A 24,781-nucleotide genomic window follows, 5' to 3' on the forward strand; every position below is an offset into this window, starting at 1 on the left:
GTGCGCGTGGCCCACCCGCGCAGCCCGCGGACCGCGTCCAGACGCACCCGTACCGCCGCGGTCCTGGCGCGCGGGCAGGCGACGGCGACCGCGAGCGGGCCCCGCCCGGCGCCCCGGCCGCCTCAGCCTCAGCCCCGGCCCCAGCCCCAGCCTCAGCCCCAGCCCCAGCCCCCGAGCCGACCCCAGGGCCAGGCCCGCACCCCCACTCGCACCCGTACCGCCGTTCCCGGAGCGCGCTCATGACCAGTCTTCTCGACCGAGTGCGGGGCACCGTGCAGCGCTTCGGCCGCGACGCCACGCGACGCTCCCCCGACCCCACCGCGTACGAGTCCCAACTGGTCCGGCTCATCGAGGAGTTCGAGGTCGACCTGGTGGTGGACGCGGGTGCGTACGACGGGCGGTACGCGGGCGCGCTCCGGCGGGCCGGGTACCGCGGGCGGATCGTGTCGTTCGAGCCGCTCGACGGGGCGCGCCGCAGGGCGGAGCGGGCGGCCGCGCAGGACGACGCGTGGAGCGTGCTGCCGTACGCGCTCGGCGAGGAGAGCGGCCGCGCGGTCCTGAACGTCGCGGGGGACGGCGGCGCCGCCAGCTCGGTCCTGCCGATGCTGCCCCGCCACCGCGAGGCCCACCCGGGCTCGGCGTACGTGGCCCGGCAGCCGGTCGAGATGCGGCGCCTGGACGAGCTGTGGGAGCAGGTCGTGGCGCCCGGCGAGCGGGTCTTCCTCAAGCTCGACGTGCGCGGCTCCGAGTCCCGGGTGCTGCGCGGCGCGGGCGAGCACGCCGACGACCTCACGGGACTCCAGCTGCGGACCTCGTTCGTACCGCAGTACGCGGACGGGCCGCTGTTCGCCGAGGCGCTCGACTTCGCGCGGGCGTCCCTCGGGCTGTCGCTGAAGTCCCTGGTGCCGGGGGCCGCCGACCCGCGCTCGGGCGAGCTGCTCCAGTGCGGCCTGGTCCTCTTCCGGGGCTGAGCCGTCAGCGGGCGGTCGCCCAGGCAAGCGCGAACCGGACGCGCAGGCAGTAGACGCGCAGGCAGTACACGCACCAGGCGGCGGCGGGGAGTTCGGGCGGGCGGGCCGGGGGCGGGGTGTCCGGGGCGGTGCCCACATGGTGCGGCGCCACATAGAGCGGGGCGCCGGCCTTGTGGGCGCGCAGCCCATGGTCGTGATCGCCGAGGCCGTACGGGAAGCGCCGGTCGATGTCGCCGACGCGGGCCCGCACGGCCCGCGGCAGCAGCACCGCGCCCCCGTCGTACGTGTCGCAGGGCTCGGCCCGACCGGTCGGTTCGACGAGGGCCAGGCGCCGGCCGCGGCGGCCGGAACGGGTGGTGCGGGTGCCGTCGGGGGAGCGGAGCGCGCCGGTGACGACGGCGTCCGGGTGCTCCTGAGCGACCGTCAGGAGGTGGCGTACGGCGTTCTCGTGGAGCTCGGTGTCGGGGTGGAGCCACAACTGGTGTGTGAACGGGGCGCTGTCGGCGCCGCGGCTGTTGCGGCTCGCGATGCGCATGCCGTGACCCCACGGGACCTCGGCGTCGAGACGCATCAGCCGCACCTTGGGGTGCGCGAACGCGACGGCCTCCGCGGTGCCGTCGGTGCTTCCCGCGTCGACGAAGTACGTGTGGAGTACGGCCTTTTCGGGGGAGGCGCGCTGGCGGTCGAGGGCGTCGAGGGCGCGGAGCACGGCGTCGCGGCGGTTGTGACCGGTCATCAGGACGGCGAGCTGAGGCTGCACCGCATCGGCTCCTCGGGTCGGTGGCGCCCCGGCCCGGGACCGTCGGTTGCACGTCCCTGGGGGTGGGGAGGGCGGTGGGGCAGGCGTCCGTGATGCCCTGGTTCGAGGGTCTACGGTGGTGGGTCGGGCCGCCACTCAAGGCGCAGGCGCATCACTGTTGCCCGTAAGGGCTGGATAAAAGTTGAGTCGGCCTGACTCAGGTCTGTTGACCGGTGCGGATCCGTCATGCATCCTTGAGCCTGTTCCACTCAAGTCATGGAGGAATTGAAATGGCACGTGCGGTCGGCATCGACCTGGGCACGACTAACTCCGTCGTCAGCGTTCTCGAAGGCGGCGAGCCCACCGTCATCACCAACGCCGAGGGCGCCAGGACCACGCCGTCCGTCGTCGCCTTCGCGAAGAACGGTGAGGTGCTCGTCGGCGAGGTCGCGAAGCGTCAGGCGGTCACGAACGTCGACAGGACCATCCGGTCGGTCAAGCGCCACATGGGCACTGACTGGAAGGTCACCATCGATGACAAGGACTTCAACCCGCAGCAGATGAGCGCCTTCATCCTGCAGAAGCTGAAGCGCGACGCGGAGTCCTACCTGGGCGAGAAGGTCCAGGACGCGGTCATCACCGTCCCCGCCTACTTCAACGACTCCGAGCGTCAGGCCACCAAGGAGGCCGGCGAGATCGCGGGCCTGAACGTCCTGCGCATCGTCAACGAGCCCACCTCCGCCGCCCTGGCCTACGGCCTGGACAAGGACGACCAGACGATCCTCGTCTTCGACCTCGGTGGCGGCACCTTCGACGTCTCGCTCCTGGAGATCGGTGACGGCGTCGTCGAGGTGAAGGCCACCAACGGCGACAACCACCTCGGTGGTGACGACTGGGACCAGCGCGTCGTCGACTACCTGGTCAAGCAGTTCAACAGCGGCCACGGCGTGGACCTCTCCAAGGACAAGATGGCGCTCCAGCGCCTGCGCGAGGCCGCCGAGAAGGCGAAGATCGAGCTGTCCTCCTCCACGGAGACCACGATCAACCTGCCGTACATCACGGCCTCCGCCGAGGGCCCGCTGCACCTGGACGAGAAGCTCTCCCGCGCCCAGTTCCAGCAGCTCACCCAGGACCTGATCGAGCGCTGCAAGACCCCGTTCCACAACGTCATCAAGGACGCCGGCATCCAGCTGTCCGAGATCGACCACGTGGTCCTGGTCGGTGGCTCCACCCGCATGCCCGCCGTCGCCGAGCTCGTCAAGGAGCTGACCGGCGGCAAGGAGGCCAACAAGGGCGTCAACCCGGACGAGGTCGTCGCCATCGGCGCCGCCCTGCAGGCCGGTGTGCTCAAGGGTGAGGTCAAGGACGTCCTGCTCCTCGACGTGACCCCGCTGTCCCTCGGTATCGAGACCAAGGGCGGCATCATGACCAAGCTGATCGAGCGCAACACCACGATCCCGACGAAGCGCTCCGAGATCTTCACGACGGCCGAGGACAACCAGCCGTCCGTGCAGATCCAGGTCTACCAGGGCGAGCGCGAGATCGCGGCGTACAACAAGAAGCTCGGGATGTTCGAGCTGACCGGTCTGCCGCCGGCCCCGCGTGGCGTCCCGCAGATCGAGGTCTCCTTCGACATCGACGCCAACGGCATCATGCACGTGACCGCGAAGGACCTGGGCACGGGCAAGGAGCAGAAGATGACCGTCACCGGCGGCTCCTCGCTGCCGAAGGACGAGGTCGACCGCATGCGCCAGGAGGCCGAGCAGTACGCGGACGAGGACCAGAAGCGCCGCGAGGCCGCCGAGTCCCGCAACCAGGGCGAGCAGCTCGTCTACCAGACGGAGAAGTTCCTCAAGGACAACGAGGAGAAGGTCCCGGGCGAGGTGAAGACCGAGGTCGAGGAGTCGCTCACCGAGCTGAAGGAGAAGCTCAAGGGCGACGACACCGCCGAGATCCGCACCGCGACCGAGAAGGTCCAGGCCGTCGCGCAGAAGCTGGGCCAGGCGATGTACGCCGACGCCCAGGCCGCGCAGGCCGCCGGCGGCGAGGCCCCGGGCGCCGACGCTCCGGGTGCCGAGCAGGCCAAGCCGGAGGACGACGTCGTGGACGCCGAGATCGTCGACGACGAGAAGCCCGGTAACGCGAAGGGCGGCGCCGCATGACGGAGGAGACCCCGGGCTTCGACGAGCAGAACGAGCCCGCTGACGTCTCCTCCGGCGACACCCCTGAGGCCGCCGAGTCGAAGGCCGCTCCCTCCGCTGAGGAGGGGGCGGCCCCGGCCGGAGACAATGCAGCAGCGGACGTAGGTCTGACGGCGCAGCTGGACCAGGCGCGCGCGGCGCTTGGCGAGCGCACCGCCGACCTCCAGCGGCTCCAGGCCGAGTTCCAGAACTACCGCCGCCGGGTCGAGCGCGACCGGGTCGCGGTCAAGGAGATCGCCGTGGCGAGCCTCCTGACCGAGCTCCTGCCCACGCTCGACGACATCGGCCGCGCCCGTGAGCACGGCGAACTGGTCGGCGGCTTCAAGTCGGTGGCCGAATCCCTGGAGACGGTCGCCGCGAAGATGGGCTTGATGCAGTTCGGCAAGGAGGGCGAGCCCTTCGACCCGACCGTGCACGAGGCCCTCATGCACAGCTACGCGCCGGACGTCACGGAGACGACCTGCGTCGCGATCCTGCAGCCGGGGTATCGCATCGGCGAGCGCACCATCCGCCCCGCGCGGGTGGCCGTCGCCGAGCCGCAGCCCGGCGCGCAGCCCGCCAAGGGCGAGAGCGACGCCGAGGGCAAGGACAAGAGCAAGAAGGCCGAGACCGCCGAAGCGGCGGACGACAAGGAGAGCGGTGGCCCGGACGAGGGCTGACGTGACCGGCAACGGGAAGGAGGGACGCCGGGGATGAGCACCAAGGACTTCATCGAGAAGGACTACTACAAGGTCCTCGGTGTCCCGAAGGACGCCACCGACGCCGAGATCAAGAAGGCGTACCGCAAGCTCGCGCGCGAGAACCACCCCGACGCCAACAAGAACAACCCCAAGGCGGAGGAGCGGTTCAAGGAGATCTCCGAGGCGAACGACATCCTCGGCGACCCCAAGAAGCGCAAGGAGTACGACGAGGCGCGCACCCTCTTCGGCAACGGCGGGTTCAGGCCAGGCCCGGGCGCCGGCGGGGGCGGCAACTTCAACTTCGACCTGGGCGACCTCTTCGGGGGCGGCCAGGGCGCGGGCGGCGCCGGCGGCTTCGGCGGCGGCGGGATCGGGGACGTCTTCGGCGGGCTCTTCAACCGGGGCGGCGCCGCGGGCACGCGGACGCAGCCCCGGCGCGGCCAGGACATCGAGTCCGAGGTCACGCTGAGCTTCACCGAGGCGGTGGACGGGGCCACGGTCCCGCTCCGCATGTCCAGCCAGCAGCCCTGCAAGGCCTGTTCGGGCACCGGCGACAAGAACGGCACGCCGCGCGTGTGCCCGACCTGCGTCGGTACGGGCCAGGTCTCGCGCGGCGGCGGCGGAGGGTTCTCCCTCACCGACCCGTGCGTGGACTGCAAGGGGCGCGGCCTCATCGCCGAGACCCCCTGCGAGGTCTGCAAGGGCTCGGGCCGCGCCAAGTCGTCCCGCACGATGCAGGTCCGCATCCCGGCGGGCGTCTCGGACGGCCAGCGCATCCGCCTGCGCGGCAAGGGCGCACCGGGCGAACGCGGCGGCCCCGCAGGCGACTTGTACGTCGTGGTGCACGTGGACGCCCACCCGGTCTTCGGCCGCAAGGGCGACAACCTCACCGTCACGGTGCCGGTCTCCTTCACGGAGGCGGCGCTCGGCGGCGAGGTGAAGGTGCCGACGCTCGGCGGTCCCACGGTCACGCTGAAACTGCCCGCGGGTACGCCGGGCGGCCGTACGATGCGCGCCCGGGGCAAGGGCGCGGTGCGCAAGGACGGCACGCGGGGCGATCTGCTCGTGACGGTCGAGGTGGCGGTCCCCAAGGACCTGAGCCCCAAGGCCCAGGAGGCCCTGGAGACGTACCGCAAGGCGACTGCGGACGACGATCCGCGGGCAGAACTGTTCCAGGCTGCGAAGGGAGCTTGAGCAGATGGACGGCCGTCGACGTAACCCGTATCAACTGACCGACGAGACGCCGGTGTACGTCATCTCGGTGGCTGCCCAGCTTTCCGGACTCCACCCGCAGACCCTGCGGCAGTACGACCGTCTCGGCCTGGTCTCCCCGGACCGTACGGCCGGACGGGGCCGCCGCTACTCCGCCCGCGACATCGACCTGCTGCGCACCGTCCAGCACTTGTCGCAGGAGGAGGGCATCAACCTCGCCGGGATCAAGCGCATCATCGAGCTGGAGAACCAGGTCGCGGCGCTGCAGTCCCGGGTCGCCGAGCTGTCGGCGGCGGTCGAGGGCGCGGCGGCCGCGATGCAGCAGCGCGAGGCACAGGTGCACGCCTCGTACCGCCGGGACCTGGTCCCGTACCAGGAGGCCCACCCCACCAGCGCGCTGGTGGTCTGGCGCCCCAAGCGCCCGGAGTGACCGACGGCCGTCCACGCCGACGCCCGATCAACGCAGTAGGCCCGCCCCCCTCGACGAGGGGAGCGGGCCTACTGCGTTGGGGGTGTGGGGGGATGGGGTTCGGGTCAATGGGGGTGTGTACGTGGACTGCGCCCCGGCCGGAGGGGACCGACCGGGACACTGAGGTTCGCCCTTCAACCATGCGCGACACCGAGGGCACCCGGAAGCCTCATGTTGTTGCGGGGGCAGGGAGATGAGGGGGGATAAAGGGGGCGTACGGCGCGCTGGAGTGGTCCACTGTTCCCTACGCGAGATCGGTGGCCACGGTGACGGCGAACACATGGGGGTGGGATGTGAGCGGACCGGACGTGTCATTCGCTCATGGGCACGGTGTGGAGGACCTCTGCGCGGCGGGCGACAGGGTCTACGTCCGCGCCCTCGGCGAGGGACGGATCGCCAGGGCGGAGGTGGCCGAAGCGCCCTGTCTGATCGAGCTCGGGCTGCTGAGTCCCGACCCACAGGACATGAGTTGGCTGCTGCCCGAAACGCCGGGCGGGGTCGTGTCGGAACTGCTGCGGGACGTGGCGGCGGGCGCGGCCGAGGTGCGGCGGCGAGCGGCGGCGGCAGCGGACATGGCCGAGCATCTGATGGGCCTGGAGGGCAAGGCTGTGTCCGCCGGAGCGGGGGTGCGGGTGCTGGAGGGAAAGGCCCGTATCCGGCCGGTCGTCGACGCGGCGTTGGCCGAGTGCGAGAAGGAGTTCCGCTCGGTCGAGGCCGGGGGAGTCCGCTCCGAGAGGGAACTCGCGTACTCCTTGCCGCGCGCTCTCGAACTGCAGCGGCGAGGCGTGCGTACGCGAACGCTCTACAACCACACGGCCCGCCACGGACCCGGCTTGTCCGTCTATCTGGAGCAAGTGACGCGGTCGGTGGAGGTCCGCACCCTCGACGAGGTGCCGGACCGCCTGCACCTGTGCGACCAGAGCGTCGCGTTCCTCTCCTGCAATGCGGCCAACACGGTTGCCCTGGAGGTGCGTCAGCCTGAGCTCGTGCGCTACCTGGCCATGGTCTTCGACCGCCTCTGGCGGGTGGCCGTGCCGCTCGGTGATGCGCTGCCGGTCATGAGTGACATGGACGGCATCACCTATCGCGAGCGGGCGATCGCGGCCCTTCTCGCCGAGGGCCACGCCGATATCGAGATCGCCCGCAGGATCGGCATCAACGTGCGGACCTGCCGCCATCACATCAGCAAATTGGCCGAGGCCCTGGGGAGTTCGAGCCGGGCGCAGCTCGGGGTGCGGATCGCACAAGCCGGTCTCGACGTGCTTCCCGGCGCTACTGGTGTTCCTCCAGCAGGCCCGACTTAGCGATGAGATAGCCGAGTTGAGTGCGGCTGCCGCTGCCCAGGGCGGCCGCCAGCTTGGCGACGTGGGCGCGGCAGGTGCGTACGTTCATGCCGAGGCGGCGGGCGATGGCCTCGTCGACATGGCCTTCCACGAGCAGCTTCGCGATGGACCGCTGGACACCGGTGACCCCGTCGGTTCGGGGGTCGTACGCGGGGATCTCCTCGTTGATGGGCACGGCCAGCCTCCAGAACTGGTCGAAGACGCCCACCAGGTACTCGACGAGTCCGGGATGCCTGAGTTCCAGGGCGACCTGGCGATCGCTGCGGGCCGGGATGAAAGCCACCTCGCGGTCGACGATGATCAGCCGGTCGATGATCTCTTCCAGGGTGCGCACCTCGACCTCGGGGCCGACCTGTTCGAGATAGTGCAGGGTCAACTCCGTGTGACGGGCGGTGTGTTGGTAGAGCGTGCGCATCTGGATGCCCCGGTTGAGCAGAGGTTGCACCCGGCTCAGCGCCTCTTTCAGGGTCTGGGCGGGCCGGCCGCCGCCGGGCTGGACCGTCAGCAGCTCCTTCGAGCATCCGGCCACGACGCGGTCCAGGGTGGCATTGATCAAGCTGACGCCCTCCAGCACGGTGATGGCGTGCGTGGTCGGAGGGGCGAGGGCGCTGATGGCCATGAATGGCTCAAAAGCATCGGAGAGAGCAACCGTCAGGCGTCGCCGTTCCTGTATCTCTCGCTCGACAGGTTGCAGCAATTGCGCGAGAGCGGCAGAGGGAGGGACCGGGCGCAGCCATTGCGGGTCGTCGGGGTCGGGATGGACCAGGGCCAGATCGATCAGGCAGGGTGCGACACCGAGTTCTGACCGGGCTATTCGCCCTGTGCGCAGAGCGCTTGCGTACAGGCGTGAACCTGCTTCGCACAGCTCCGTGTGCGAATGGGGGTGGTCCGTTTTGTACTCGTCTTTTCCCATATGTGCACCCCCAGGCTCCTGCATATCAGGAACATGATGCCTGGCCTCTGTGGTGCTGGGGGCCGAGTGTGGGTCATCTTCTAGCTGCGGGGGCTAGGAAGCGACATCTTCAAGTGAGGTTGCTCAGTAATGGCCAAGAGACTGATACGTGCAGTGGTTGCTGCCGCCGTTATTGCTGCTGCCGCAGTGGGGGCTGTGGAGTCGACCGGGGGTAGCGGGGCGTCGGAGCTGTCGTCCCGCAACAGCGCCGCGTCCACCGATCCAGGCTGGGTGGCCCCCGCTGCGTCAGCTGACGACAGTGCCCTCGACCCGGGTTGGAACTGAGTATGACTGTTCCGGAGGACACACGCTTCCGGCGTGAGATGGCGTCCGCCTATCGATCCGGGTGGCACTTCATCGACCTCGTCACGGCCCTTCCGGGTCCCGGCGATTCGTTGATGGTCACCCTCTTCGGTGAGCCGATCCTGGTCGTCCGGGACGACGAGGACGACGACGTGCGGGCCTTCCGCTGTCTGCGCAAGCCACGCGGGGCCCCGCAGCCGGTGCGGTGTGCCATCCGTTACGGAATGATCTTCGTCAACCTGGACCAGCGCGACCACGAGCTGGTCGAACCGGAAACCATCCCGGCCACCCCCCGCAGTGCCTGACGCGATTCCCCCGTCGTCAAAAGATCGCCCAGGCGCTTCCCCCCGCAGCGGCGTCATCGTGAACCTGGATCACGGTGGCGCCGCTGTGCGTTTCCCTGCGCCTACGGGCTCTCCGGGGCCTCGCGCAGCGCCCTGCTGCCCAGCGCCTTCGTGAGCGTGATCTCGATGAGCACCCGGTTCGGGTTCGGCGAGGGTGTCCGCTCGTACCGCTCCGCGTAGCGGCGCTCCGCGTCGGCGATCGCCTCCGGTTCCGTACGGATACGGGCCCGGCCCTCCAGCGTCGCCCACAGGCGCCCCGCGAACTGGCAGGCGGCGGCCGGAGTGCCGTCCGCGCCCCCCGCCAGGATGTTGCGGACCTTCTTGCTGGACTTGCTGCTGATGACGCGGGCGACCCCCGCCTCCGGGTCGTACGTGACGCCCACCGGGGCGACGTGCGGAGTGCCGTCGGGGCGCAGGGTCGTCAAGGTGCACACATGCCGTTCCCGCCAGAAGCTGAGGTAGGCGGAACCGGGGTCGCGGGGGTCTATGGCCATGCGTGGAAATCTATCCCCCGCCGCACGCCTCCGGAGTTGAGTGGAATAGACTCAACTTTATGCACGTTGGCGAAGTCAGTATGAAGTCAGTATGAAGTCAGTATGAAGTCAGCGTGCTGGAGTGGTACGAGCTGGTCGGAGCCAAGGAGGTAGCGCGCACGTGGATGCAGAGCTGACGAACCGGAGCCGGGATGCGCTCAACGCGGCGACGAGCCGGGCCGTGTCCGGAGGGCACGCCGACCTGACGCCGGTGCATCTGCTGCTCGCCCTCCTCGAAGGGCGCGACAACGAGAACATCACCGACCTGCTCGCCGCCGTCAACGCCGACCAGGCCGCCGTACGCTCCGGGGCCGAGCGCCTCCTCGCCGGACTGCCGAGCGTGACCGGGTCCACCGTGGCACCGCCGCAGCCGGGCCGGGAGCTGCTCGCCGTGATCGCGGACGCCGGCCGGCGCGCCAAGGAGCTGGGCGACGACTACCTCTCCACCGAGCATCTGCTCATCGGCATCGCCGCGAAGGGCGGCCGGGCCGCGGACGTACTGAAGGAACAGGGCGCCAGTGACAAGAAGCTGCTTGACGCGTTCGGCGAGGCCAGGGGAGGCCGCCGCGTGACGACCCCCGACCCCGAGGGGCAGTACAAGGCCCTGGAGAAGTTCGGCACCGACTTCACCGCCGCCGCCCGAGAGGGCAAGCTCGACCCGGTCATCGGCCGGGACCAGGAGATCCGCCGCGTCGTGCAGGTCCTGTCGCGGCGTACGAAGAACAACCCGGTGCTCATCGGCGAGCCCGGCGTCGGCAAGACCGCCGTCGTCGAGGGGCTCGCGCAGCGCATCGTGAAGGGCGACGTCCCGGAGAGCCTGCGCGACAAGCGCCTCGTCTCGCTCGACCTGGGCGCGATGGTCGCGGGCGCGAAGTACCGCGGTGAGTTCGAGGAGCGCCTGAAGACCGTCCTCTCCGAGATCAAGGAGAGCGACGGGCAGATCATCACGTTCATCGACGAGCTGCACACCGTCGTCGGCGCGGGCGCGGGCGGCGACTCCGCCATGGACGCCGGCAACATGCTCAAGCCGATGCTGGCCCGCGGCGAACTGCGCATGGTCGGCGCCACGACGCTCGACGAGTACCGCGAGCGGATCGAGAAGGACCCGGCCCTGGAGCGCCGCTTCCAGCAGGTCCTGGTCGCCGAGCCGTCCGTCGAGGACACCATCGCGATCCTGCGCGGACTCAAGGGGCGGTACGAGGCCCACCACAAGGTCGTGATCGCCGACTCCGCCCTGGTGGCCGCCGCGAGCCTCTCCGACCGGTACATCACGTCCCGCTTCCTGCCCGACAAGGCCATCGACCTGGTCGACGAGGCCGCGTCCCGGCTGCGGATGGAGATCGACTCCTCGCCCGTCGAGATCGACGAACTCCAGCGCTCCGTCGACCGCCTGCGCATGGAGGAGCTGGCGATCGGCAAGGAGACCGACGCCGCGAGCAAGGAGCGCCTCGACAAGCTGCGCCGCGACCTCGCCGACAAGGAGGAGGAGCTGCGCGGCCTCACCGCACGCTGGGAGAAGGAGAAGACCTCCCTCAACCGCGTCGGCGAACTCAAGGAGAAGCTCGACGAGCTGCGCGGCCAGGCCGAACGCGCCCAGCGCGACGGCGACTTCGACACCGCGTCCAAGCTGCTCTACGGCGAGATCCCGGGCCTGGAACGGGAGTTGGCGGAGGCCAGCGAGGCCGAGGCCGAGCAGGAGGCCGCCAAGACTGGTGACATCAAAAGCTCGATGGTGAAGGAGGAGGTCGGCCCGGACGACATCGCGGACGTGGTCGGCTCCTGGACCGGCATCCCCGCGGGCCGCCTCCTGGAGGGCGAGACGCAGAAGCTCCTGCGCATGGAGGACGAGCTGGGCAAGCGCCTCATCGGCCAGACCGAGGCCGTCCGCGCGGTGTCCGACGCCGTCCGGCGCACCCGCGCGGGCATCGCCGACCCGGACCGCCCCACCGGCTCGTTCCTCTTCCTCGGCCCGACCGGCGTCGGCAAGACCGAACTCGCCAAGGCGCTCGCGGACTTCCTCTTCGACGACGAGCGCGCCATGGTCCGCATCGACATGTCGGAGTACGGCGAGAAGCACTCCGTCGCCCGCCTGGTCGGCGCCCCGCCCGGCTATGTCGGGTACGAGGAGGGCGGCCAGCTCACCGAGGCGGTGCGGCGGCGCCCGTACAGCGTCGTGCTCCTGGACGAGGTGGAGAAGGCGCACCCGGAGGTCTTCGACATCCTGCTCCAGGTCCTCGACGACGGCCGCCTCACCGACGGCCAGGGCCGGACCGTGGACTTCCGCAACACCATCCTGATCCTGACGTCCAACCTCGGCAGTCAGTACCTCGTAGAGCCCCTCACCTCCGAGGAGGAGAAGAAGCAGCAGGTCCTGGAGGTCGTACGCGCCTCCTTCAAGCCGGAGTTCCTGAACCGGCTCGACGACCTGGTGGTGTTCTCCGCCCTCGGCAGGGACGAGCTCGCGCACATCGCCCGGCTGCAGCTCGACCGCCTCGCGGCGCGCCTCGCCGAGCGCCGGCTCAGCCTCGACGTCACGCCCGAGGCCCTGGCCTGGCTGGCGGACGAGGGCAACGACCCGGCGTACGGCGCGCGCCCGCTGCGCCGCCTCGTGCAGACCGCGATCGGGGACCGGCTGGCCCGGGAGATCCTCTCCGGCGAGGTCAAGGACGGCGACACCGTCCGGGTGGACCGGGTCGGGGACGAGCTGCTCGTGGGGCCCGCGCGGTAAGGGGCTCGGAGTAAACGGAGTAAGGGGCGCGGACCCCGAAGTTCGGCTCGTGGCGGATCGCCGTCGCCAAGGGTTGCGGCGACCCGCCGTCGATGGTGGAGGATGGGCGAATCCGTACGAAGGGAAATACACGGTGAGCATCGACCCGTCCTCGATTCCGAACTTCGGGGGCCAGCAGGAACCGCAGGCCGAAGGACCGGCGGGCCCCGTCGTCCCCGATCAGGACCTGGTGAAGCAGCTCCTGGACCAGATGGAGCTCAAGCACGTCGTCGACGACGAGGGCGACCTCGCGGCGCCGTGGGAGAACTTCCGCACGTACTTCATGTTCCGCGGCGAGGGCGACCAGCAGGTCTTCTCGGTGCGGACGTTCTACGACCGGCCGCACCCGATCGAGTCCAAGGCGCAGATCCTCGACGCCGTGGACGAGTGGAACCGCCGCACCCTGTGGCCCAAGGTCTACACCCACACCCACGAGGAGGAGGGCGGCCCGACCACCGTCCGCATCGTGGGCGAGGCGCAGATGCTGATCGGCACCGGCGTCAGCCTGGAGCACTTCGTGTCCTCCACGGTCAGCTGGGTGCGGGCCGCGATCGAGTTCGAGCGCTGGCTCGTCGAGCACCTCGGCCTGGTCGAGGATGTCGACTCGGCGGAGAAGCCGGACGACGAGTAGCGCTCGGACCACCGCCACGGTCACAGCGGCATACGGGCCGGAGCCGGAGTCACCGGATACGTCCCGTACGCCAGAGAGAGCCCGGCCAGGGCCGCCACCACCAGGGTGGCGTGCACCGGCCGGGCTCTCGCCGTTTCCGCCGCGCCCGCACCCGCGCCCGCGCCCGAGGCCGTGACCGGCCCCGGCCCTCAGAGCCGCTTCAGACGGGACACCGCGTCCTCCAGCACCGGGATGCGCTTGCAGAAGGCGAAGCGGACCTGGCTTTGCCCGGCCTCCGGGGCGTCGTAGAAGACGGAGTTGGGGACGGCCACCACGCCGCAGCGCTCCGGGAGTGCGCGGCAGAAGGCGAGGGCGTCCTTCTCGCCGAGGGCGGCGACATCCGTGGTGATGAAGTACGTCCCCTGAGGGCGGTAGACGTCGAAGCCCGCTTCCGCGAGCCCACCCGCGAGCAGGTCGCGCTTGGCGCCCAGGTCGTCGCGGAACTCGGTGAAGTAGCTGTTCGGCAGCCGCAGTGCCTCGGCCACCGCGTACTGGAACGGTCCCGCAGAGACGTACGTCAGGAACTGCTTGGCCGTACGGACTGCCGTCAGCAAGGGAGCGACAGCTGTTACCCAGCCAACCTTCCACCCCGTGAACGAGAAGGTCTTGCCGGACGAGGAGATCGAGACCGTGCGCTCGCGCATCCCGGGGAGGGAGATGAGCGGGATGTGCTCGCCGTCGAAGACCAGGTGCTCGTAGACCTCGTCGGTGACGACGATCAGGTCCCGCTCGACCGCGAGCTCGGCGATGGCCGTGAGCTCGTCGCGAGTCAGGACCATGCCGGTCGGGTTGTGCGGGGAGTTGAGGAGGAGCAGGCGGGTGCGGTCGGTGACGGCGTCGCGCAGCGCGTCGAGGTCGGGGCGGAAGTCGGGGGCGCGCAGGGTCAGCGGGACGCGCTTGCCGCCGGCCATCGCGATGCCCGCGGCGTACGAGTCGTAGTACGGCTCGAAGGCGATGACCTCGTCGCCCGGTTCGAGCAGCGCCAGCATCGTGGCCGCGAGGGCCTCGGTCGCGCCCGCGGTGACCAGGACCTCGGTGTCGGGGTCGAAGGTCAGGCCGTAGAAGCGCTGCTGGTGCTCGGCGATCGCGGTGCGCAGTTCCGGAATGCCGGGGCCCGGCGGGTACTGGTTGCCGCGGCCGTCGCGCAGGGCTCGCACTGCCGCTTCCCTGACCTCCTCCGGGCCGTCGGTGTCCGGAAAGCCTTGCCCAAGGTTGATCGCCCCGGTCTTCACCGCCAGCGCCGACATCTCCGCGAAGATCGTCGTGCCGAATCCGTCCAGCCTGCGGTTCAGCAGCGGCCTGTCGCCCATGACCCACCAGTCCTCGTTGTCGGTGCCGATTGCGTGGGGTTCATCTTCCCGGATGTGCCCTCGGTCCCGAAGATCGAGTCCATCGAGCACGGAGGGTAACTATCTGATGGCGTGACCAGTTGATATCAGCATGAACGCGGAACTAGTAGTAACGGACCGTGAAGGGCTTCTGTCGCGTTGGATCAAGCCGTCCAGCGACACGGAGGACGAACAGCAGAAGCGTGCGGAGCGCATGGTGAAGGCTGCGGTGGATCGTTCACCGGTGGCAGCGAAGGCAAAGGTGTACGCGAAGGGCTCGTACCCCAACAGCACCAATGTCCGGCGTGACAGCGACGTCGACATCGTCGTCGAGTGCTGCGAGGTCTACTTTCACGATGGAGCTGCGCCGTCGTCCTCAACCCCGAAGCAGCGTCGGCCGAAGAGTCTGTGGTGGCCACCCGAGGAGTGGCGTAGCACCGTGCATTCACTTCTGCAGGACCACTTCGGGCGTCAGCAAGTCGACGCTGACCACAACGTCGCCTTCAACATCCCGGCTGTCGACGGCAGCCGTCCGAGCATCGACGTGGTGCCGAGCTACGAGTACCGCGCCTACCGTCGCCTCGATGGGGCGGGTGATCCGGCGATCGGAAGTCTGGTCTGGTGCAAGGACGGCAAGAAGATCGTCAACTGGCCGAAGCAGCAGCTCGTTAATGGCCGGAACAAGAACACCAGCACTGGGCACCGATACAAGAACATGGTGCGTGCCTTGAAGAACGCCGAGAACGAGCTGGTCCGGCTGGGGCGGGTGACGGAGCAGCCCTCGTACCTCATGGAGTGCCTCGTCTATAACGTCCCCGATCCCATCTTGAAGAGGGGGCACTCGCTGGACGACACCTTCCGCGCCGCGCTGACGCACCTGATCGAGGGCACGCTCAACGACGTGCACAAGTCATGGGCTGAGCCCAATGAGATCAAGCCGCTGTTCGGCGCCGGACAGAAGTGGAGCGTTGATGACGCGCACAAGCTGGTGGTTGAGACGTTCTATCTCCTCAACTACGTGTAGCCGCGCATGAAGCCGGCCAGTCTCATACGCGGAGGGGCCACCGCGGCTGCGGTCGCTTACGCCCTGGTCCTCGTGCTCATCGGGATACGTCCCGATGAGCAGATCCGGTACATCACCGCGTACCTCCCCGTCGTGATTGGCCTCGCCGTGGTGGTGTTCGACCGGTGGATGTGGCGTTGGCCCGGCATCCATCGGCTGGTCGGTCGGCCCCGCCTCGACGGAACCTGGCATGTCGAACTGCGGCCGCACCCGGACAGCCGTATCCCGCGCGGCGGTAATCGCGGGCCGATCCACGCCTACATGCTCATTGAGCAGACCTACTGGTCGCTGCATGCGGTGCTCATGACGGCCGAAAGCTCTTCTTCGTCCCGGACGGCAGCGGTCCGCGGGAACCAGGGGTCTCAGCGGCACGTCCTGGAGTTCGTCTACGGCAATGAGCCGCGCTTGGAGCACCAGCCGCGGAGCCGGAGCCACACCGGGACCTGCCTGCTCACGATTACCGAGCGCATCCCGCAGACGCTGTCCGGACGCTACTGGACCGACCGCCTCACCATGGGTGACATGGACCTGACTTATCTGGACAGGGCAACGACGTACGCGTCGTTCTCCGCGGTGCAGCAGGTTCACCCTGACGTCGGTGTCCCGCCCGAGTGACGGGTTCAGGTGGCCGAGGAGCCGTTGAAGGGCTCGAAGGCGATTGACCTCGCCAGCCCCGTTCGGAGATGCCGCGGCTCAGTGGGTTGTTGCCGCGCCCGTCTGGAGTCCGTCCAGCCTTCGATTCAGCAATGGCCTGGCGTTCCTCACAGAGTTCTCATGGATTCTGCGGGGACCATCCCGACGTGTGACCGTTCGTGGACTCGCGCGGCTGCGGGATCTCAGGGGGCTGCAGGTATTCCTCGTTGAGCTCCGGCTCCCGATCCAGGACAACATCGGCCTTCGCCGAGATGTCGCGTAGGAGCGCTCCCTTCAGGTCATGCAGGGTCGCAATCTTGGAGACGAGCTGCCTTGCGACGGAGTGCAGCGGGTCGGCAATTGTGTGGAAGTGGGCGCGGGTTGTGGAGTCGGGCCAGGTGACGCTCAGAGAAGAGACAGCACGCGCGGAGATCTCCCGGGCGTTTCGTCCCTGAGCCGCCTGCGCGATGTCGCTGCTCCGGCTCCTCAGCTCGTGGAGCAGCCACCAGACGTCTGCTTCCTCAACAGGCCGCACCGCCAGTACACCTCTGGTGGGTGTCGCGGGGTGCTGAGTCACGGCGATGTGCGCGCCGTCGGGGCGGGTGCTCAACATGAAGGTGCCGGGTGGCCACACTTCGGGGGCGTCAGCTGGACTGCTCAGACGAAACCGCTCCACATGGGGCACCGTGAGGTCGAGTAGGTCGGTCGGGGTGATCGCGTCGACGCCGAGTTCATTCGAGCGGGGGGCGAGCGAACGCGCCGAACCTGTACCCGTCCTCGCCTTGGCGACTTCGCGAAGCGGCTTCTCCCACGCCGCAATTGAGGACCAGTCGTCGTGGATCGCGTCGGCCAGTTCCATTGCGTCGCGCGCGGTCTCCCCGTAGATGTTGATCAACTTCTCCAGGCGGCCGAAAGTCCGGTGGTACGTGGCGATCACGTCTGGCGGAGGGAGCGGGAACCGCATGCGGCGGAGCGTATCCAGGCTCACGGTGGGCTCGACGTGTGCCGTCACATCCTCGTCGATCCGCGCCTTCGCCGCGGGAGTCTGCAGCCAGATCTGAAGCCATCTCACGACGTGTGGGTCCGAGCGGATGATGCCGATGGACCTGGACGCGGTCCACCCTGCGTACTCTGCGGGGACGATTGCCGCGTGGCCTGCCCGTCTGACGAGTACGACGGCCAGGTCGCCCTCCTTGAGGGCCGCCCGGTTGGGACTAGTGTCCTTTGGGCCTCGCTCGCCGGTTCGAGGCGAGTGGATCCTTCCGCCTCTGACATGCGTCGAGCTCACGATGCCTGCCTGTCCGGGGGCGTCGTCGTCGAGAGCGCCGGACGTGGTGTACATGTCCTTCGGGTGGAAGTCAGCGATGGCGGTTGCTTGCCAGGCTTCCGTATTGATGCTGTAGCTGTGGGCAGGCGAGGCCATCAAATCTCCTCCAATGCGTCCAGCAACTGCGACTCGAGTTCGTGCCCGCGGCTGAGCTTTTTGACCAGCTCGTGCTTGAGCTGGTCGATCCGCCTCAGCGTGTCGTGTTCGGGGCCGGGGGACTCCGTGGCGTACGTGGTGGGCATGAGTTCGTGCCGGCGCTGGGTGATCTCCTCGATCAAGCACCCGCGAGACCAGCCGGGCTGGTCGACGTAGGACATTCCCGGGGCTCTCTCCACCTCAGTGCCACGCCAAGCCGCCAGGGTGTTCAGGATTCGTGCTGTGTGTGCGTCGCCCAGCCGCCGCGCGCTTGACTTCGAGACACGCTCGAAGGACCGCCGCGCGTTGATGAATAGCACTTGTCCGCGGCGGTCTACGGCGCCCCAGCCGGGTCGCGCGCGCTTGTCCTTGTTCAGCACCCACAGGCAGGCGGTGGCATCGGTATGGCCGAACACGCGCGGCGGCAGCGCGATCACGCACTCAACGAGGTCGGCACGCAGCAACCGTTCGCGCAGCCTTCGTGTGGCGGGCTGGGGGCTCTTGGCCACGCTGTCGGCCATCAGGAAGGCTGCTCGGCCGGCTGGAGCGAGAGCATGCGCGATGTGCATGATCCATGCGGCGTTGCCGGATCCCCTGGGCGGGGGTTCCTCCGGCCACCGGGGGTCGAAGGGGATGGGGCGATTCTGGCCTATGCCCTCGCCCTTCTCGCTCTCCGACGCCCAGTCCTGCTGATTGAACGGCAGGTTGGCAAGGATGACGTCGTAGCGATCGGCTTCCGGCTTCGCGAGGCTGTCCGCGGGAGGGAAGATGTGCGCCTCGACCCCCCGCACAGCGAGGTTCATGCGGGCGACCTGTGCGGTAGGGGCGTGCTGCTCCTTTCCCCGCAAGGACATGGCCGGGCTCAGCCCGACGCGTTCGTGGACGTAACGGTGACTCTCGACCAGCAGCCCGCCTGAACCACATACGGGGTCCAGCACGCTGTGCCCGTCCTGTGGCGCGGCGGCTTCCACCATGAGACGGGCCATGTCGCCCGGCGTGAAGTAGTGGCTTCCACGGGCTTGCTCGGCCGAGAGCTCGCTCAAGCACAAGTCGAGCAGGGCTCCGACTTGTTGGGCGGAGCTGATCGCCAGGATGAGACCACGGAGGGAGGGGTCGGCGCCGGGAGGTGGAGGGGGTAGCGAGTCGCTCATACCCGTGTCGTCGCGACCAGTTCCGGGCGCGGCGAGCCAATGGGCGAGGCACTCGCTCACAGCAACGCCGATTCGAGGGCTGCTCTCCGCGGCCTTGCCCTGCAGCCACGACCACGTGGGAACCCCAGACCGCGGGGCGGCATGTGCGGTCCGGCTCAAGTAGAGCAGTCCGAGGACGAGGCGGGCCGCGTCATGAGCGTTCATCAAACGGGAGAGCCGTGCCCGGTGGTGGCGTACCTCCGTGAAGACCTTGAGTGCGGCATCGTCCTCAGTACGCGTACCTCTGCCATGGGACCCCATGTCGCTCACGAGCCCACCACGCCCAAGCAGACCATGACTCCCAGAACGAGGGTTAGGGTGCCCCCGAAGGTTGCCACTCCGGTCTTGAAGACCACAGTGGGTCCACCTCCTTCGACGACGGTCACAAGGCTGCCGACAAGGGCGGCCACTAGCGCCGCGAGAACCGCGATGATCACGTACGTCAACCTCTGCTGCACGTGCTTCCTTCCTGAGGTCGGGGGGATCTCCAGCGATGTGAGCGAGTCACGCGATCCCCGGCGTCAGGTAGGACAGTAGAAGACGTAGCCCACCCGCCGCTTGGTGCACGGCATTTGGGATTTCCTAAGGCGCGCGCCCGGCGTTGGAGCCCTGCAGCCAAGTGCACGCAGTTTGGGATTTAGTGAGCGAAGTCGCGAGGGGCTGTGATCGGCGACCCGGGTCACTTCCTGAATAGGTAGGTCAGCAAGCCTTGACCCAGCCGACCTTCCAGCCGGTGAACGAGAACGTCTTGCCCGCCGACGAGATCGTGACCGTGTGCTCGCGCATGCCCGGGAAGGAGGCGAGGGGCAGATGCTCGCCGTCGAAGACCAGGTGCTCGTACACCTCGTCCGTGACCACGAGCAGGTCCCGCTCCACGGCGAGTTCGGCGATCCCGGCGAGCTCTTCGCGGGTCAGGACCGTGCCGGTCGGGTTGTGCGGGGTGTTGAGGAGGAGCAGCCGGGTGCGGTCGGTGACGGCGCGGCGCAGCTCGTCCAGGTCCAGGTGGAAGCCGCCAGTCCCGCCAGTGCCGCCAGTGCCGCCCGTACCGCCAGTGCCGCCCGTACCGCCCGTACCGCCCGTACCGCCCGTGCCGCTCGGCCGCAGCGTCACGGGCACGCGCGCAGCGCCCGCGAGCGCGATGCTCGCCGCGTACGAGTCGTAGTACGGCTCCAGGGCGATCACCTCGTCGCCCGGCTCGACCAGGGCGAGCAGCGAGGCCGCGATCGCCTCGGTCGCGCCCGCGGTGACGAGGACCTCGGTGTCCGGGTCGTACGACAGCCCGTAACGGCGCTCCTGGTGCGCGGAGATCGCCGTCCGCAGCTCGGGGACGCCGGGGCCCGGCGGGTACTGGTTGCCGCGGCCGTCCCGCAGCGCCCGCACCGCCGCCTCCCTGACCTCCTCGGGCCCGTCGGTGTCGGGGAAGCCCTGACCGAGGTTGATGGCACCCGTGCGCAGCGCGAGGGCGGACATCTCGGCGAAGATCGTGGTACCGAACTCGGCCAGGCGGCGGTTGAGGAGCGGGCGGGGCGCGGGTGAGGTCATGGGCGCAATCCTGCGCCGAACCTCTGGAGTTCCTCAACTCTGCTTTGGGGATACGAGGCGCCGGGGATCTGTCCTGCACACAGGAGCGTCCGATCGCTTCGGGGGAAGCCCTGCGGGGGAAGCCCTTCGGGGGAAACCCTTCGGCGGAGGCCTTCGGGGGAACGAAGGAAGGGAGAGGATCATGGCGGTCTTCTTTTTCGTGGTGTTCGTGGTGGTGGTCATCGCCTGTATCGCGGCGGGGCGCGGCTCGGGTTCCGGCCGTGGCTCCTCGCGGCGCGGCGGCGGTAGCAGCAGCGGCGGCTGGTGGGCCGGAGGCGCGGGCGGCAGCACCGGCGCCTCGTGCAGCGGGGGCTCGTCCTCCTGCGGCGGCAGCTCGTCCTCCTGCGGGGGCGGCGGAGGCGGCGGCGGTGGCTGCGGCGGAGGCGGTGGCGGTGGCGGCTGCTGAGGCGGTACGCGCACCGCGGCGGCGCCCGACGGCGACAACTCCCGTCGGGCGCCGCCGCGTTGGTCTGCTTCGGTCCGCGGAGGTCTGCTTCGGTCCGCCGCACGCGGCACTCGCAGGCCTGGTCGAAGACGGCAGAACAGTTGAACAGTGAGACCACCCGAGGGGATGGAAACCCTACGAAGTTGGGTAAAAACGCTGTGGCGGTACTGCCGTTCATGATTCCCTCTTACTCATCCACGCAGCCCTCGGCCGCGCAGCCCTGGCCGACTCGTGGGCAGTAAGCCGGCGAACCCTTCTCCCCGCGCCCTCCCGGCGCAGCGCCCTGGGCGCACGGCCCAGACCTCCACGCATGCCCCGGAGCCCTCCCCATGCTCACGACTCTGCAGACCTCCTACACCGACACGCGCGCCGACGACCTCGCCTGGGCCCTGGGCCGCGAACCGCTGCCCGCCCTGGCCGCGCTCGACCTCGAACTCCAGGACGTAAAAGTGCAGTTGAGGCTCCTGGGCGCCTCACACCAAGTCATCATCGAGCAGGGCGAGTCCCGCTGCTCCGAGACCGTCGCCTGCATCGCGGGCAGCAGCACCCCCCTCCCGCTCGGCGTCGCCAAGCGCGTGGGCGACTGGGAGTACGAGTTCGCCGCCCGTGTCGAGACCATGTCGAGCGGCTCCTTCGCGGGCCGCGCCCAGGAGTTGCTCGCCCTGGTCTCCGACCATCCCAACGGGCTCGCGGGCGTCTTCCCGGGCAGCCCGCACGCGTTCACCGCACTCCTCGTGCAGCGCCAGGAGGGCCAGGTGCACTGGCGCACCTGGCACGCCTACCCGCAGGAAGGCCAGCTCGTCGCCACCCGCACCCGCGTGGGGGCTCGCCTGCCCGCGCCGCAGCCCGCCTGAGCTCCCGTCTCTCCGAACCTCCGTGCGCGCGACCTCCGTGCGCGCGGGGCGAGTTGAGCTCCGGCGCGCCCGCCCGCGCCCGCGCTCGTACGCGCCCGCCCCATGCTCGTACGCGCCCGCGCCCATGCTCGTACGCGCCCGCCCCGCGCTACCGCACAACCGCCCGCGCACCGGTGACGCGCCGCCGCACGCCCGCCGTTCGCCGCGGTTCTCACACGTGTGGGTGACAGGGTGCGCACGAGTGGTGACGTAGCGTTCCCATCGTGATCGAGTCGCCGCTGTCCGCGCCGCCCGGAGCCCCACCGTCCGGGGGGCCCGAGGACACGGCTGTGCTGCCCGTGTCACCGCGGGCCGGGCGCCTGCTCGTCCTCGTCGCCGTCTTCATCAGCGCCGCCTGCGGCCTCGTGTACGAACTCGAACTCGTCGCCCTCGCCTCGTACTTGATCGGTGACTCCGTCACGCAGGCCTCCGTCGTGCTCTCCGTGATGGTCTTCGCGATGGGCATCGGCTCCCTGCTCGCCAAGCACCTGCGCTGCCGGGCCGCCGCCGCGTTCGGCGCCGTCGAGGCCGCGCTCGCCCTGGTCGGCGGCTGCAGCGCCCTCGCGCTCTACGCCGGGTTCGTCTGGGGCGCGGGCACGCGCGTGCTGCTCGTCGCGTTCTCCCTCGCCATCGGCGTGCTCATCGGCGCCGAAGTGCCGCTCCTGATGACCCTCATCCAGCGCATCCGCCGCCAGGACGCGGGCGGCGCCGTCGCCGACCTCTTCGCCGCGGACTACGTGGGCGCGCTCGTCGGCGGACTCGCCTTTCCGTTCCTGCTGCTGCCGCTCCTCGGTCAGTTGACGGGCGCGCTCCTCACCGGCGCGGTCAACGCGATCGCGGGCGGCGCCCTCGTCCTGTGGCTGTTCCGGCACGACCTGAGCGCCCGCACGCGCCGCCGCCTGCTCGCCGCCAACCTCGCCGTGCTCGTGCTGCTCGCCACCCTCGCCGCGGGCGTCGGCGACTTCGAACGCGCCGCCCGGCGCACGATGTACGGCGCGGACGTCCGCGTGGCCCTGCGGACCGACGTGCGGGAGATCGTCCTCACCGGCGGCGAGGAGTCCACGCCCGGCTCCTTCGGCCTCTACCTCGACGGGCGGCTGCGCGCCGGCGGACGCGACGCCCACCGGTACCACGAGGCGCTCGTGCACCCCGCGATGCGCGGCCCGCACGCGCGCGTGCTGATCCTCGGCGGCGGGGACGGCCTCGCCGCCCGCGAAGTGCTCCGCCACCCCGGCGTGGACCGCGTCGACGTCGTCGTACGCGACGCCGAGCTGGTCGACCTGGCCCGCACCGACCCCGCCCTCAGCGCCCTCAACGCGCACGCGTACGACAACCCCCGGCTGCACGTCGTGCACGGCGACGCCTTCCAGTGGCTCCGCGAGCCGCGTACGGGCGGCGCGTCGCGCCCGTACGACGTCGTGATCGCCGATCTGCCCGAGCCCGGCGGCACCGAGTCCGCCAAGCTCTACTCCCAGGAGTTCTTCGGCCTCGCCACCCGCGCCCTCGCCCCCGGCGGCCGGCTCGCCGTGCACGCCGGAGCGGCGGGGCGGCCGCGGGTGTTCTGGACCGTGGAGGCCGGCGTGCGCGCGGCGGGCCTGCGCACCGCGCCGTACCGCGTCGGAGGCCGCCGCGAGCAGCCCGGCACCGGCCGCGAGCGCGCACCGCGCGACTGGGCGTTCCTGCTCGCCTCGCGCACCCCGCCCCGGCTCGGCCTGGACGCGAGACCCGCCCGCCGCTCCCTCACGCCGAAGATGCTCAGGGACGGCGCCCGCGCGATCGAACGCACCCGCGTCCCCGGCCTGCCGCCCTCCACTCTGGTGCACCCGAGATACGCGGAGGCGGCGACCCCGGTCGGCTGAGCGCGGCCTCGGGGCCGAATGTGGGGATACGGGGGTGCGGCTCGTACGCGCGTGGGTAGGCTCGGCTGACATGGAGCATGAGGTGTTCGTTCCCGTGGAGACAGAGCCCCTGCGACAAGCGCTCGGTGACGCCGCCCGCGTCGCCCGCGGCATCCAGGGTCTCCAGCGCGATGCGGGCGGAGAGGCGGAACCCGTGTCGGGCCGCCTCAAAGTCCGGATCGCGGGGCACACGATCACGTACCGGGGCAGCCTCCGCATCACCGAGGACACCTCGGCCGCCACCCCGTCCTTCACGGTCAGCGGCGAGGCGACGGAGGTACGCGGCTCCGGCTCGGTCGAACTCTCCCTCGGCGTCAGCCTGTTGACCACGGACAAGGGCACGCGCTTGGTGTACAACGGCACGGGCAAGGGCGACGGCCGGGTCGCGGAGCTGGAGAAGTCCGCGGTGGAGGCGGCCGTACGGCGGCTGCTGAACCGTTTCTCGGAGAGCCTGGCGGGAGCGGTCGCGCCGACGTCGCCCGAGCCCGAGCCCGAGCCGGGGTCGTCCGAGCCCCGGCCCCAGTCCCGGTCGGTGGACGCGCGGAAGAACGCCGACGCGGACCTGCTTGACGACGGCGACCCGGCGGACGAGCCCGATGCGGCGGACGAGCCCGATGCGGCGGACCAGGCGGAGGCGGCGGTCGAGCCCGAGGCGGCGGACGAGCCGGATGCTGCGGACCAGGCCGAGGCTCCCGGTGCCGCGGAGCCTTCCGGTGCCGCGGAGCAGGCCGGTGCCGCGGAGCAGGCTGATGCCGCCGATCAGGCTGATGCCGCCGAGCAGGCCGGTGCGAGTGACGAGTCCGGCGCGGAGGAAGCCGTGCCGCCCTCCGCCCTCGACCCCTTCCACCAGGACGCCGGCGACGAGTCGTTCATCGCCCCGCCCGCCGAAGCCGCGCACGCCCGGCGCACGATGATCGGCCGCAGCGCCGAGGAGGTCGACCACGCGCCGCCGCGCGGACGGTACGCACCGGTGCCCGCGCCGCAGGCCTCCACCGCGGGCGACACCCTGCGCTGGGCCGCCCCCGCCGCGGCGCTGGTCGTCGCGTCGGCGATCGTCGTCGGCCGGGTGCTGCGGCGGCGCCGATAGCCAGGGCCTAGGGTCGG

Annotated in this window: 22 protein-coding genes and 1 pseudogene; 15 read left to right on the forward strand and 8 right to left on the reverse strand. The window is 70.1% G+C overall.

Going from position 1 to position 24,781, the window contains the following annotated elements:
• Positions 1 to 239: 239 nt before the first annotated feature.
• Positions 240 to 971 (forward strand): FkbM family methyltransferase, encoded by a 732-nt coding sequence (locus QIT00_RS17375; RefSeq protein ID WP_282536190.1) that lies wholly within the window; start codon positions 240 to 242, stop codon positions 969 to 971.
• A gap of 4 nt (positions 972 to 975) precedes the next feature.
• On the opposite strand, the gene QIT00_RS17380 is transcribed toward QIT00_RS17375, so the two are convergent.
• Positions 976 to 1,731 carry a glycosyltransferase family 2 protein gene (locus QIT00_RS17380; protein WP_282536191.1) on the reverse strand — a complete coding sequence of 252 codons (756 nt, stop codon included), beginning with the start codon at positions 1,729 to 1,731 and terminating at the stop codon, positions 976 to 978.
• Between the two features lie 269 nt (positions 1,732 to 2,000).
• Between QIT00_RS17380 and dnaK the strand changes: the two genes are divergently transcribed.
• The 5 genes from dnaK (at position 2,001) to QIT00_RS17405 (ending at position 7,576) form a co-directional block, all read left to right on the forward strand.
• Entirely contained in the window at positions 2,001 to 3,872 is a 1,872-nt protein-coding gene (dnaK, locus tag QIT00_RS17385; RefSeq protein ID WP_282536192.1) for a molecular chaperone DnaK, read from the forward strand.
• Positions 3,869 to 4,570: a nucleotide exchange factor GrpE gene (gene grpE, locus QIT00_RS17390; RefSeq protein ID WP_282536193.1), complete on the forward strand. Its 702-nt coding sequence runs from the start codon at positions 3,869 to 3,871 to the stop codon at positions 4,568 to 4,570. Before dnaK ends, grpE begins: the two co-directional genes overlap by 4 nt.
• A gap of 33 nt (positions 4,571 to 4,603) precedes the next feature.
• The gene (dnaJ, locus tag QIT00_RS17395; protein ID WP_282536194.1) at positions 4,604 to 5,785 is read left to right on the forward strand and encodes a molecular chaperone DnaJ; all 1,182 of its coding nucleotides are present in this window, start codon (positions 4,604 to 4,606) and stop codon (positions 5,783 to 5,785) included.
• 4 nt (positions 5,786 to 5,789) lie between these two features.
• Positions 5,790 to 6,233, forward strand: coding sequence for a heat shock protein transcriptional repressor HspR (locus QIT00_RS17400; RefSeq protein WP_282536195.1), 444 nt, complete (start codon positions 5,790 to 5,792; stop codon positions 6,231 to 6,233).
• Between the two features lie 347 nt (positions 6,234 to 6,580).
• The gene (locus QIT00_RS17405; protein ID WP_282536196.1) at positions 6,581 to 7,576 is read left to right on the forward strand and encodes a helix-turn-helix transcriptional regulator; all 996 of its coding nucleotides are present in this window, start codon (positions 6,581 to 6,583) and stop codon (positions 7,574 to 7,576) included.
• On the opposite strand, the gene QIT00_RS17410 is transcribed toward QIT00_RS17405, so the two are convergent.
• The gene (locus tag QIT00_RS17410; RefSeq protein ID WP_282536197.1) at positions 7,545 to 8,528 is read right to left on the reverse strand and encodes a helix-turn-helix transcriptional regulator; all 984 of its coding nucleotides are present in this window, start codon (positions 8,526 to 8,528) and stop codon (positions 7,545 to 7,547) included. The genes QIT00_RS17405 and QIT00_RS17410 overlap by 32 nt on opposite strands.
• A gap of 326 nt (positions 8,529 to 8,854) precedes the next feature.
• Here QIT00_RS17410 and QIT00_RS17415 point away from each other — a divergent pair, with 326 nt between their 5' ends.
• Complete coding sequence (locus QIT00_RS17415; RefSeq protein WP_282536198.1) at positions 8,855 to 9,175, forward strand: (2Fe-2S)-binding protein; 321 nt, start codon at positions 8,855 to 8,857, stop codon at positions 9,173 to 9,175.
• Positions 9,176 to 9,276: 101 nt separating this feature from the next.
• Here the strand turns inward: QIT00_RS17415 and QIT00_RS17420 are convergent, their stop codons facing one another.
• The gene (locus QIT00_RS17420; RefSeq protein WP_282536199.1) at positions 9,277 to 9,708 is read right to left on the reverse strand and encodes a pyridoxamine 5'-phosphate oxidase family protein; all 432 of its coding nucleotides are present in this window, start codon (positions 9,706 to 9,708) and stop codon (positions 9,277 to 9,279) included.
• A gap of 160 nt (positions 9,709 to 9,868) precedes the next feature.
• On the opposite strand from QIT00_RS17420, the gene clpB reads away from it, so the two are divergent.
• On the forward strand, positions 9,869 to 12,475 hold the full coding sequence (gene clpB / locus QIT00_RS17425) for an ATP-dependent chaperone ClpB (RefSeq protein WP_282536200.1): 2,607 nt from the start codon (positions 9,869 to 9,871) through the stop codon (positions 12,473 to 12,475).
• Between the two features lie 133 nt (positions 12,476 to 12,608).
• Positions 12,609 to 13,145 carry a type III secretion system chaperone family protein gene (locus QIT00_RS17430; RefSeq protein ID WP_282536201.1) on the forward strand — a complete coding sequence of 179 codons (537 nt, stop codon included), beginning with the start codon at positions 12,609 to 12,611 and terminating at the stop codon, positions 13,143 to 13,145.
• Between the two features lie 188 nt (positions 13,146 to 13,333).
• On the opposite strand, the gene QIT00_RS17435 is transcribed toward QIT00_RS17430, so the two are convergent.
• Positions 13,334 to 14,494 carry a pyridoxal phosphate-dependent aminotransferase gene (locus tag QIT00_RS17435; protein ID WP_282536202.1) on the reverse strand — a complete coding sequence of 387 codons (1,161 nt, stop codon included), beginning with the start codon at positions 14,492 to 14,494 and terminating at the stop codon, positions 13,334 to 13,336.
• Between the two features lie 130 nt (positions 14,495 to 14,624).
• Here QIT00_RS17435 and QIT00_RS17440 point away from each other — a divergent pair, with 130 nt between their 5' ends.
• Together QIT00_RS17440 and QIT00_RS17445 are read left to right on the forward strand one after the other, a co-directional pair.
• Positions 14,625 to 15,536, forward strand: a complete 912-nt coding sequence (locus tag QIT00_RS17440; protein WP_282536203.1) for a nucleotidyltransferase family protein — start codon at positions 14,625 to 14,627, stop codon at positions 15,534 to 15,536.
• Positions 15,537 to 15,668: 132 nt separating this feature from the next.
• Positions 15,669 to 16,190 carry a Cap15 family cyclic dinucleotide receptor domain-containing protein gene (locus QIT00_RS17445; protein WP_456316488.1) on the forward strand — a complete coding sequence of 174 codons (522 nt, stop codon included), beginning with the start codon at positions 15,669 to 15,671 and terminating at the stop codon, positions 16,188 to 16,190.
• A gap of 157 nt (positions 16,191 to 16,347) precedes the next feature.
• On the opposite strand, the gene QIT00_RS17450 is transcribed toward QIT00_RS17445, so the two are convergent.
• The 4 genes and pseudogenes from QIT00_RS17450 to QIT00_RS17465 all read right to left on the reverse strand — a co-directional run.
• Positions 16,348 to 17,631, reverse strand: coding sequence for a restriction endonuclease subunit S domain-containing protein (locus QIT00_RS17450; protein ID WP_282536205.1), 1,284 nt, complete (start codon positions 17,629 to 17,631; stop codon positions 16,348 to 16,350).
• The gene (locus tag QIT00_RS17455; protein WP_349017184.1) at positions 17,631 to 18,821 is read right to left on the reverse strand and encodes an N-6 DNA methylase; all 1,191 of its coding nucleotides are present in this window, start codon (positions 18,819 to 18,821) and stop codon (positions 17,631 to 17,633) included. Before QIT00_RS17455 ends, QIT00_RS17450 begins: the two co-directional genes overlap by 1 nt.
• A gap of 305 nt (positions 18,822 to 19,126) precedes the next feature.
• A complete protein-coding gene (locus tag QIT00_RS17460) occupies positions 19,127 to 19,318 on the reverse strand; it encodes a hypothetical protein (protein WP_282536207.1) in 192 nt (63 codons plus the stop codon).
• A 247-nt stretch (positions 19,319 to 19,565) separates the two neighbouring features.
• Positions 19,566 to 20,411: pseudogene (locus QIT00_RS17465) on the reverse strand (aminotransferase class I/II-fold pyridoxal phosphate-dependent enzyme); the annotation flags it as partial.
• A 172-nt stretch (positions 20,412 to 20,583) separates the two neighbouring features.
• Here QIT00_RS17465 and QIT00_RS17470 point away from each other — a divergent pair.
• The 4 genes from QIT00_RS17470 to QIT00_RS17485 all read left to right on the forward strand — a co-directional run bounded on the left by QIT00_RS17470 (position 20,584) and on the right by QIT00_RS17485 (position 24,764).
• Positions 20,584 to 20,847, forward strand: coding sequence for a hypothetical protein (locus tag QIT00_RS17470; RefSeq protein ID WP_282536208.1), 264 nt, complete (start codon positions 20,584 to 20,586; stop codon positions 20,845 to 20,847).
• Between the two features lie 368 nt (positions 20,848 to 21,215).
• Positions 21,216 to 21,740 (forward strand): DUF2617 family protein, encoded by a 525-nt coding sequence (locus tag QIT00_RS17475; RefSeq protein WP_282536209.1) that lies wholly within the window; start codon positions 21,216 to 21,218, stop codon positions 21,738 to 21,740.
• Positions 21,741 to 22,003: 263 nt separating this feature from the next.
• The gene (locus tag QIT00_RS17480) at positions 22,004 to 23,638 is read left to right on the forward strand and encodes a polyamine aminopropyltransferase (RefSeq protein WP_282536210.1); all 1,635 of its coding nucleotides are present in this window, start codon (positions 22,004 to 22,006) and stop codon (positions 23,636 to 23,638) included.
• Positions 23,639 to 23,732: 94 nt separating this feature from the next.
• Positions 23,733 to 24,764: an SRPBCC domain-containing protein gene (locus tag QIT00_RS17485; protein WP_349017185.1), complete on the forward strand. Its 1,032-nt coding sequence runs from the start codon at positions 23,733 to 23,735 to the stop codon at positions 24,762 to 24,764.
• Positions 24,765 to 24,781: the final 17 nt, after the last annotated feature.

This window comes from Streptomyces luteolus (assembly GCF_029968015.1).
Classification (GTDB): domain Bacteria; phylum Actinomycetota; class Actinomycetes; order Streptomycetales; family Streptomycetaceae; genus Streptomyces; species Streptomyces luteolus.

Excerpts from the sequence above, each read along its gene's own strand:
- dnaK (WP_282536192.1), top strand. The coding sequence starts at position 2,001 with ATGGCACGTGCGGTCGGCATCGACCTGGGCACGACTAACTCCGTCGTC.
- QIT00_RS17400 (WP_282536195.1), top strand. The coding sequence starts at position 5,790 with ATGGACGGCCGTCGACGTAACCCGTATCAACTGACCGACGAGACGCCG.
- QIT00_RS17450 (WP_282536205.1), bottom strand. The coding sequence starts at position 17,631 with ATGGCCTCGCCTGCCCACAGCTACAGCATCAATACGGAAGCCTGGCAA.
- QIT00_RS17475 (WP_282536209.1), top strand. The coding sequence starts at position 21,216 with ATGCTCACGACTCTGCAGACCTCCTACACCGACACGCGCGCCGACGAC.
- QIT00_RS17435 (WP_282536202.1), bottom strand. The coding sequence starts at position 14,494 with ATGGGCGACAGGCCGCTGCTGAACCGCAGGCTGGACGGATTCGGCACG.
- QIT00_RS17455 (WP_349017184.1), bottom strand. The coding sequence starts at position 18,821 with ATGAGCGACTCGCTACCCCCTCCACCTCCCGGCGCCGACCCCTCCCTC.
- QIT00_RS17420 (WP_282536199.1), bottom strand. The coding sequence starts at position 9,708 with ATGGCCATAGACCCCCGCGACCCCGGTTCCGCCTACCTCAGCTTCTGG.
- QIT00_RS17415 (WP_282536198.1), top strand. The coding sequence starts at position 8,855 with ATGACTGTTCCGGAGGACACACGCTTCCGGCGTGAGATGGCGTCCGCC.
- QIT00_RS17470 (WP_282536208.1), top strand. The coding sequence starts at position 20,584 with ATGGCGGTCTTCTTTTTCGTGGTGTTCGTGGTGGTGGTCATCGCCTGT.
- dnaJ (WP_282536194.1), top strand. The coding sequence starts at position 4,604 with ATGAGCACCAAGGACTTCATCGAGAAGGACTACTACAAGGTCCTCGGT.
- grpE (WP_282536193.1), top strand. The coding sequence starts at position 3,869 with ATGACGGAGGAGACCCCGGGCTTCGACGAGCAGAACGAGCCCGCTGAC.
- QIT00_RS17375 (WP_282536190.1), top strand. The coding sequence starts at position 240 with ATGACCAGTCTTCTCGACCGAGTGCGGGGCACCGTGCAGCGCTTCGGC.
- QIT00_RS17410 (WP_282536197.1), bottom strand. The coding sequence starts at position 8,528 with ATGGGAAAAGACGAGTACAAAACGGACCACCCCCATTCGCACACGGAG.
- QIT00_RS17440 (WP_282536203.1), top strand. The coding sequence starts at position 14,625 with ATGAACGCGGAACTAGTAGTAACGGACCGTGAAGGGCTTCTGTCGCGT.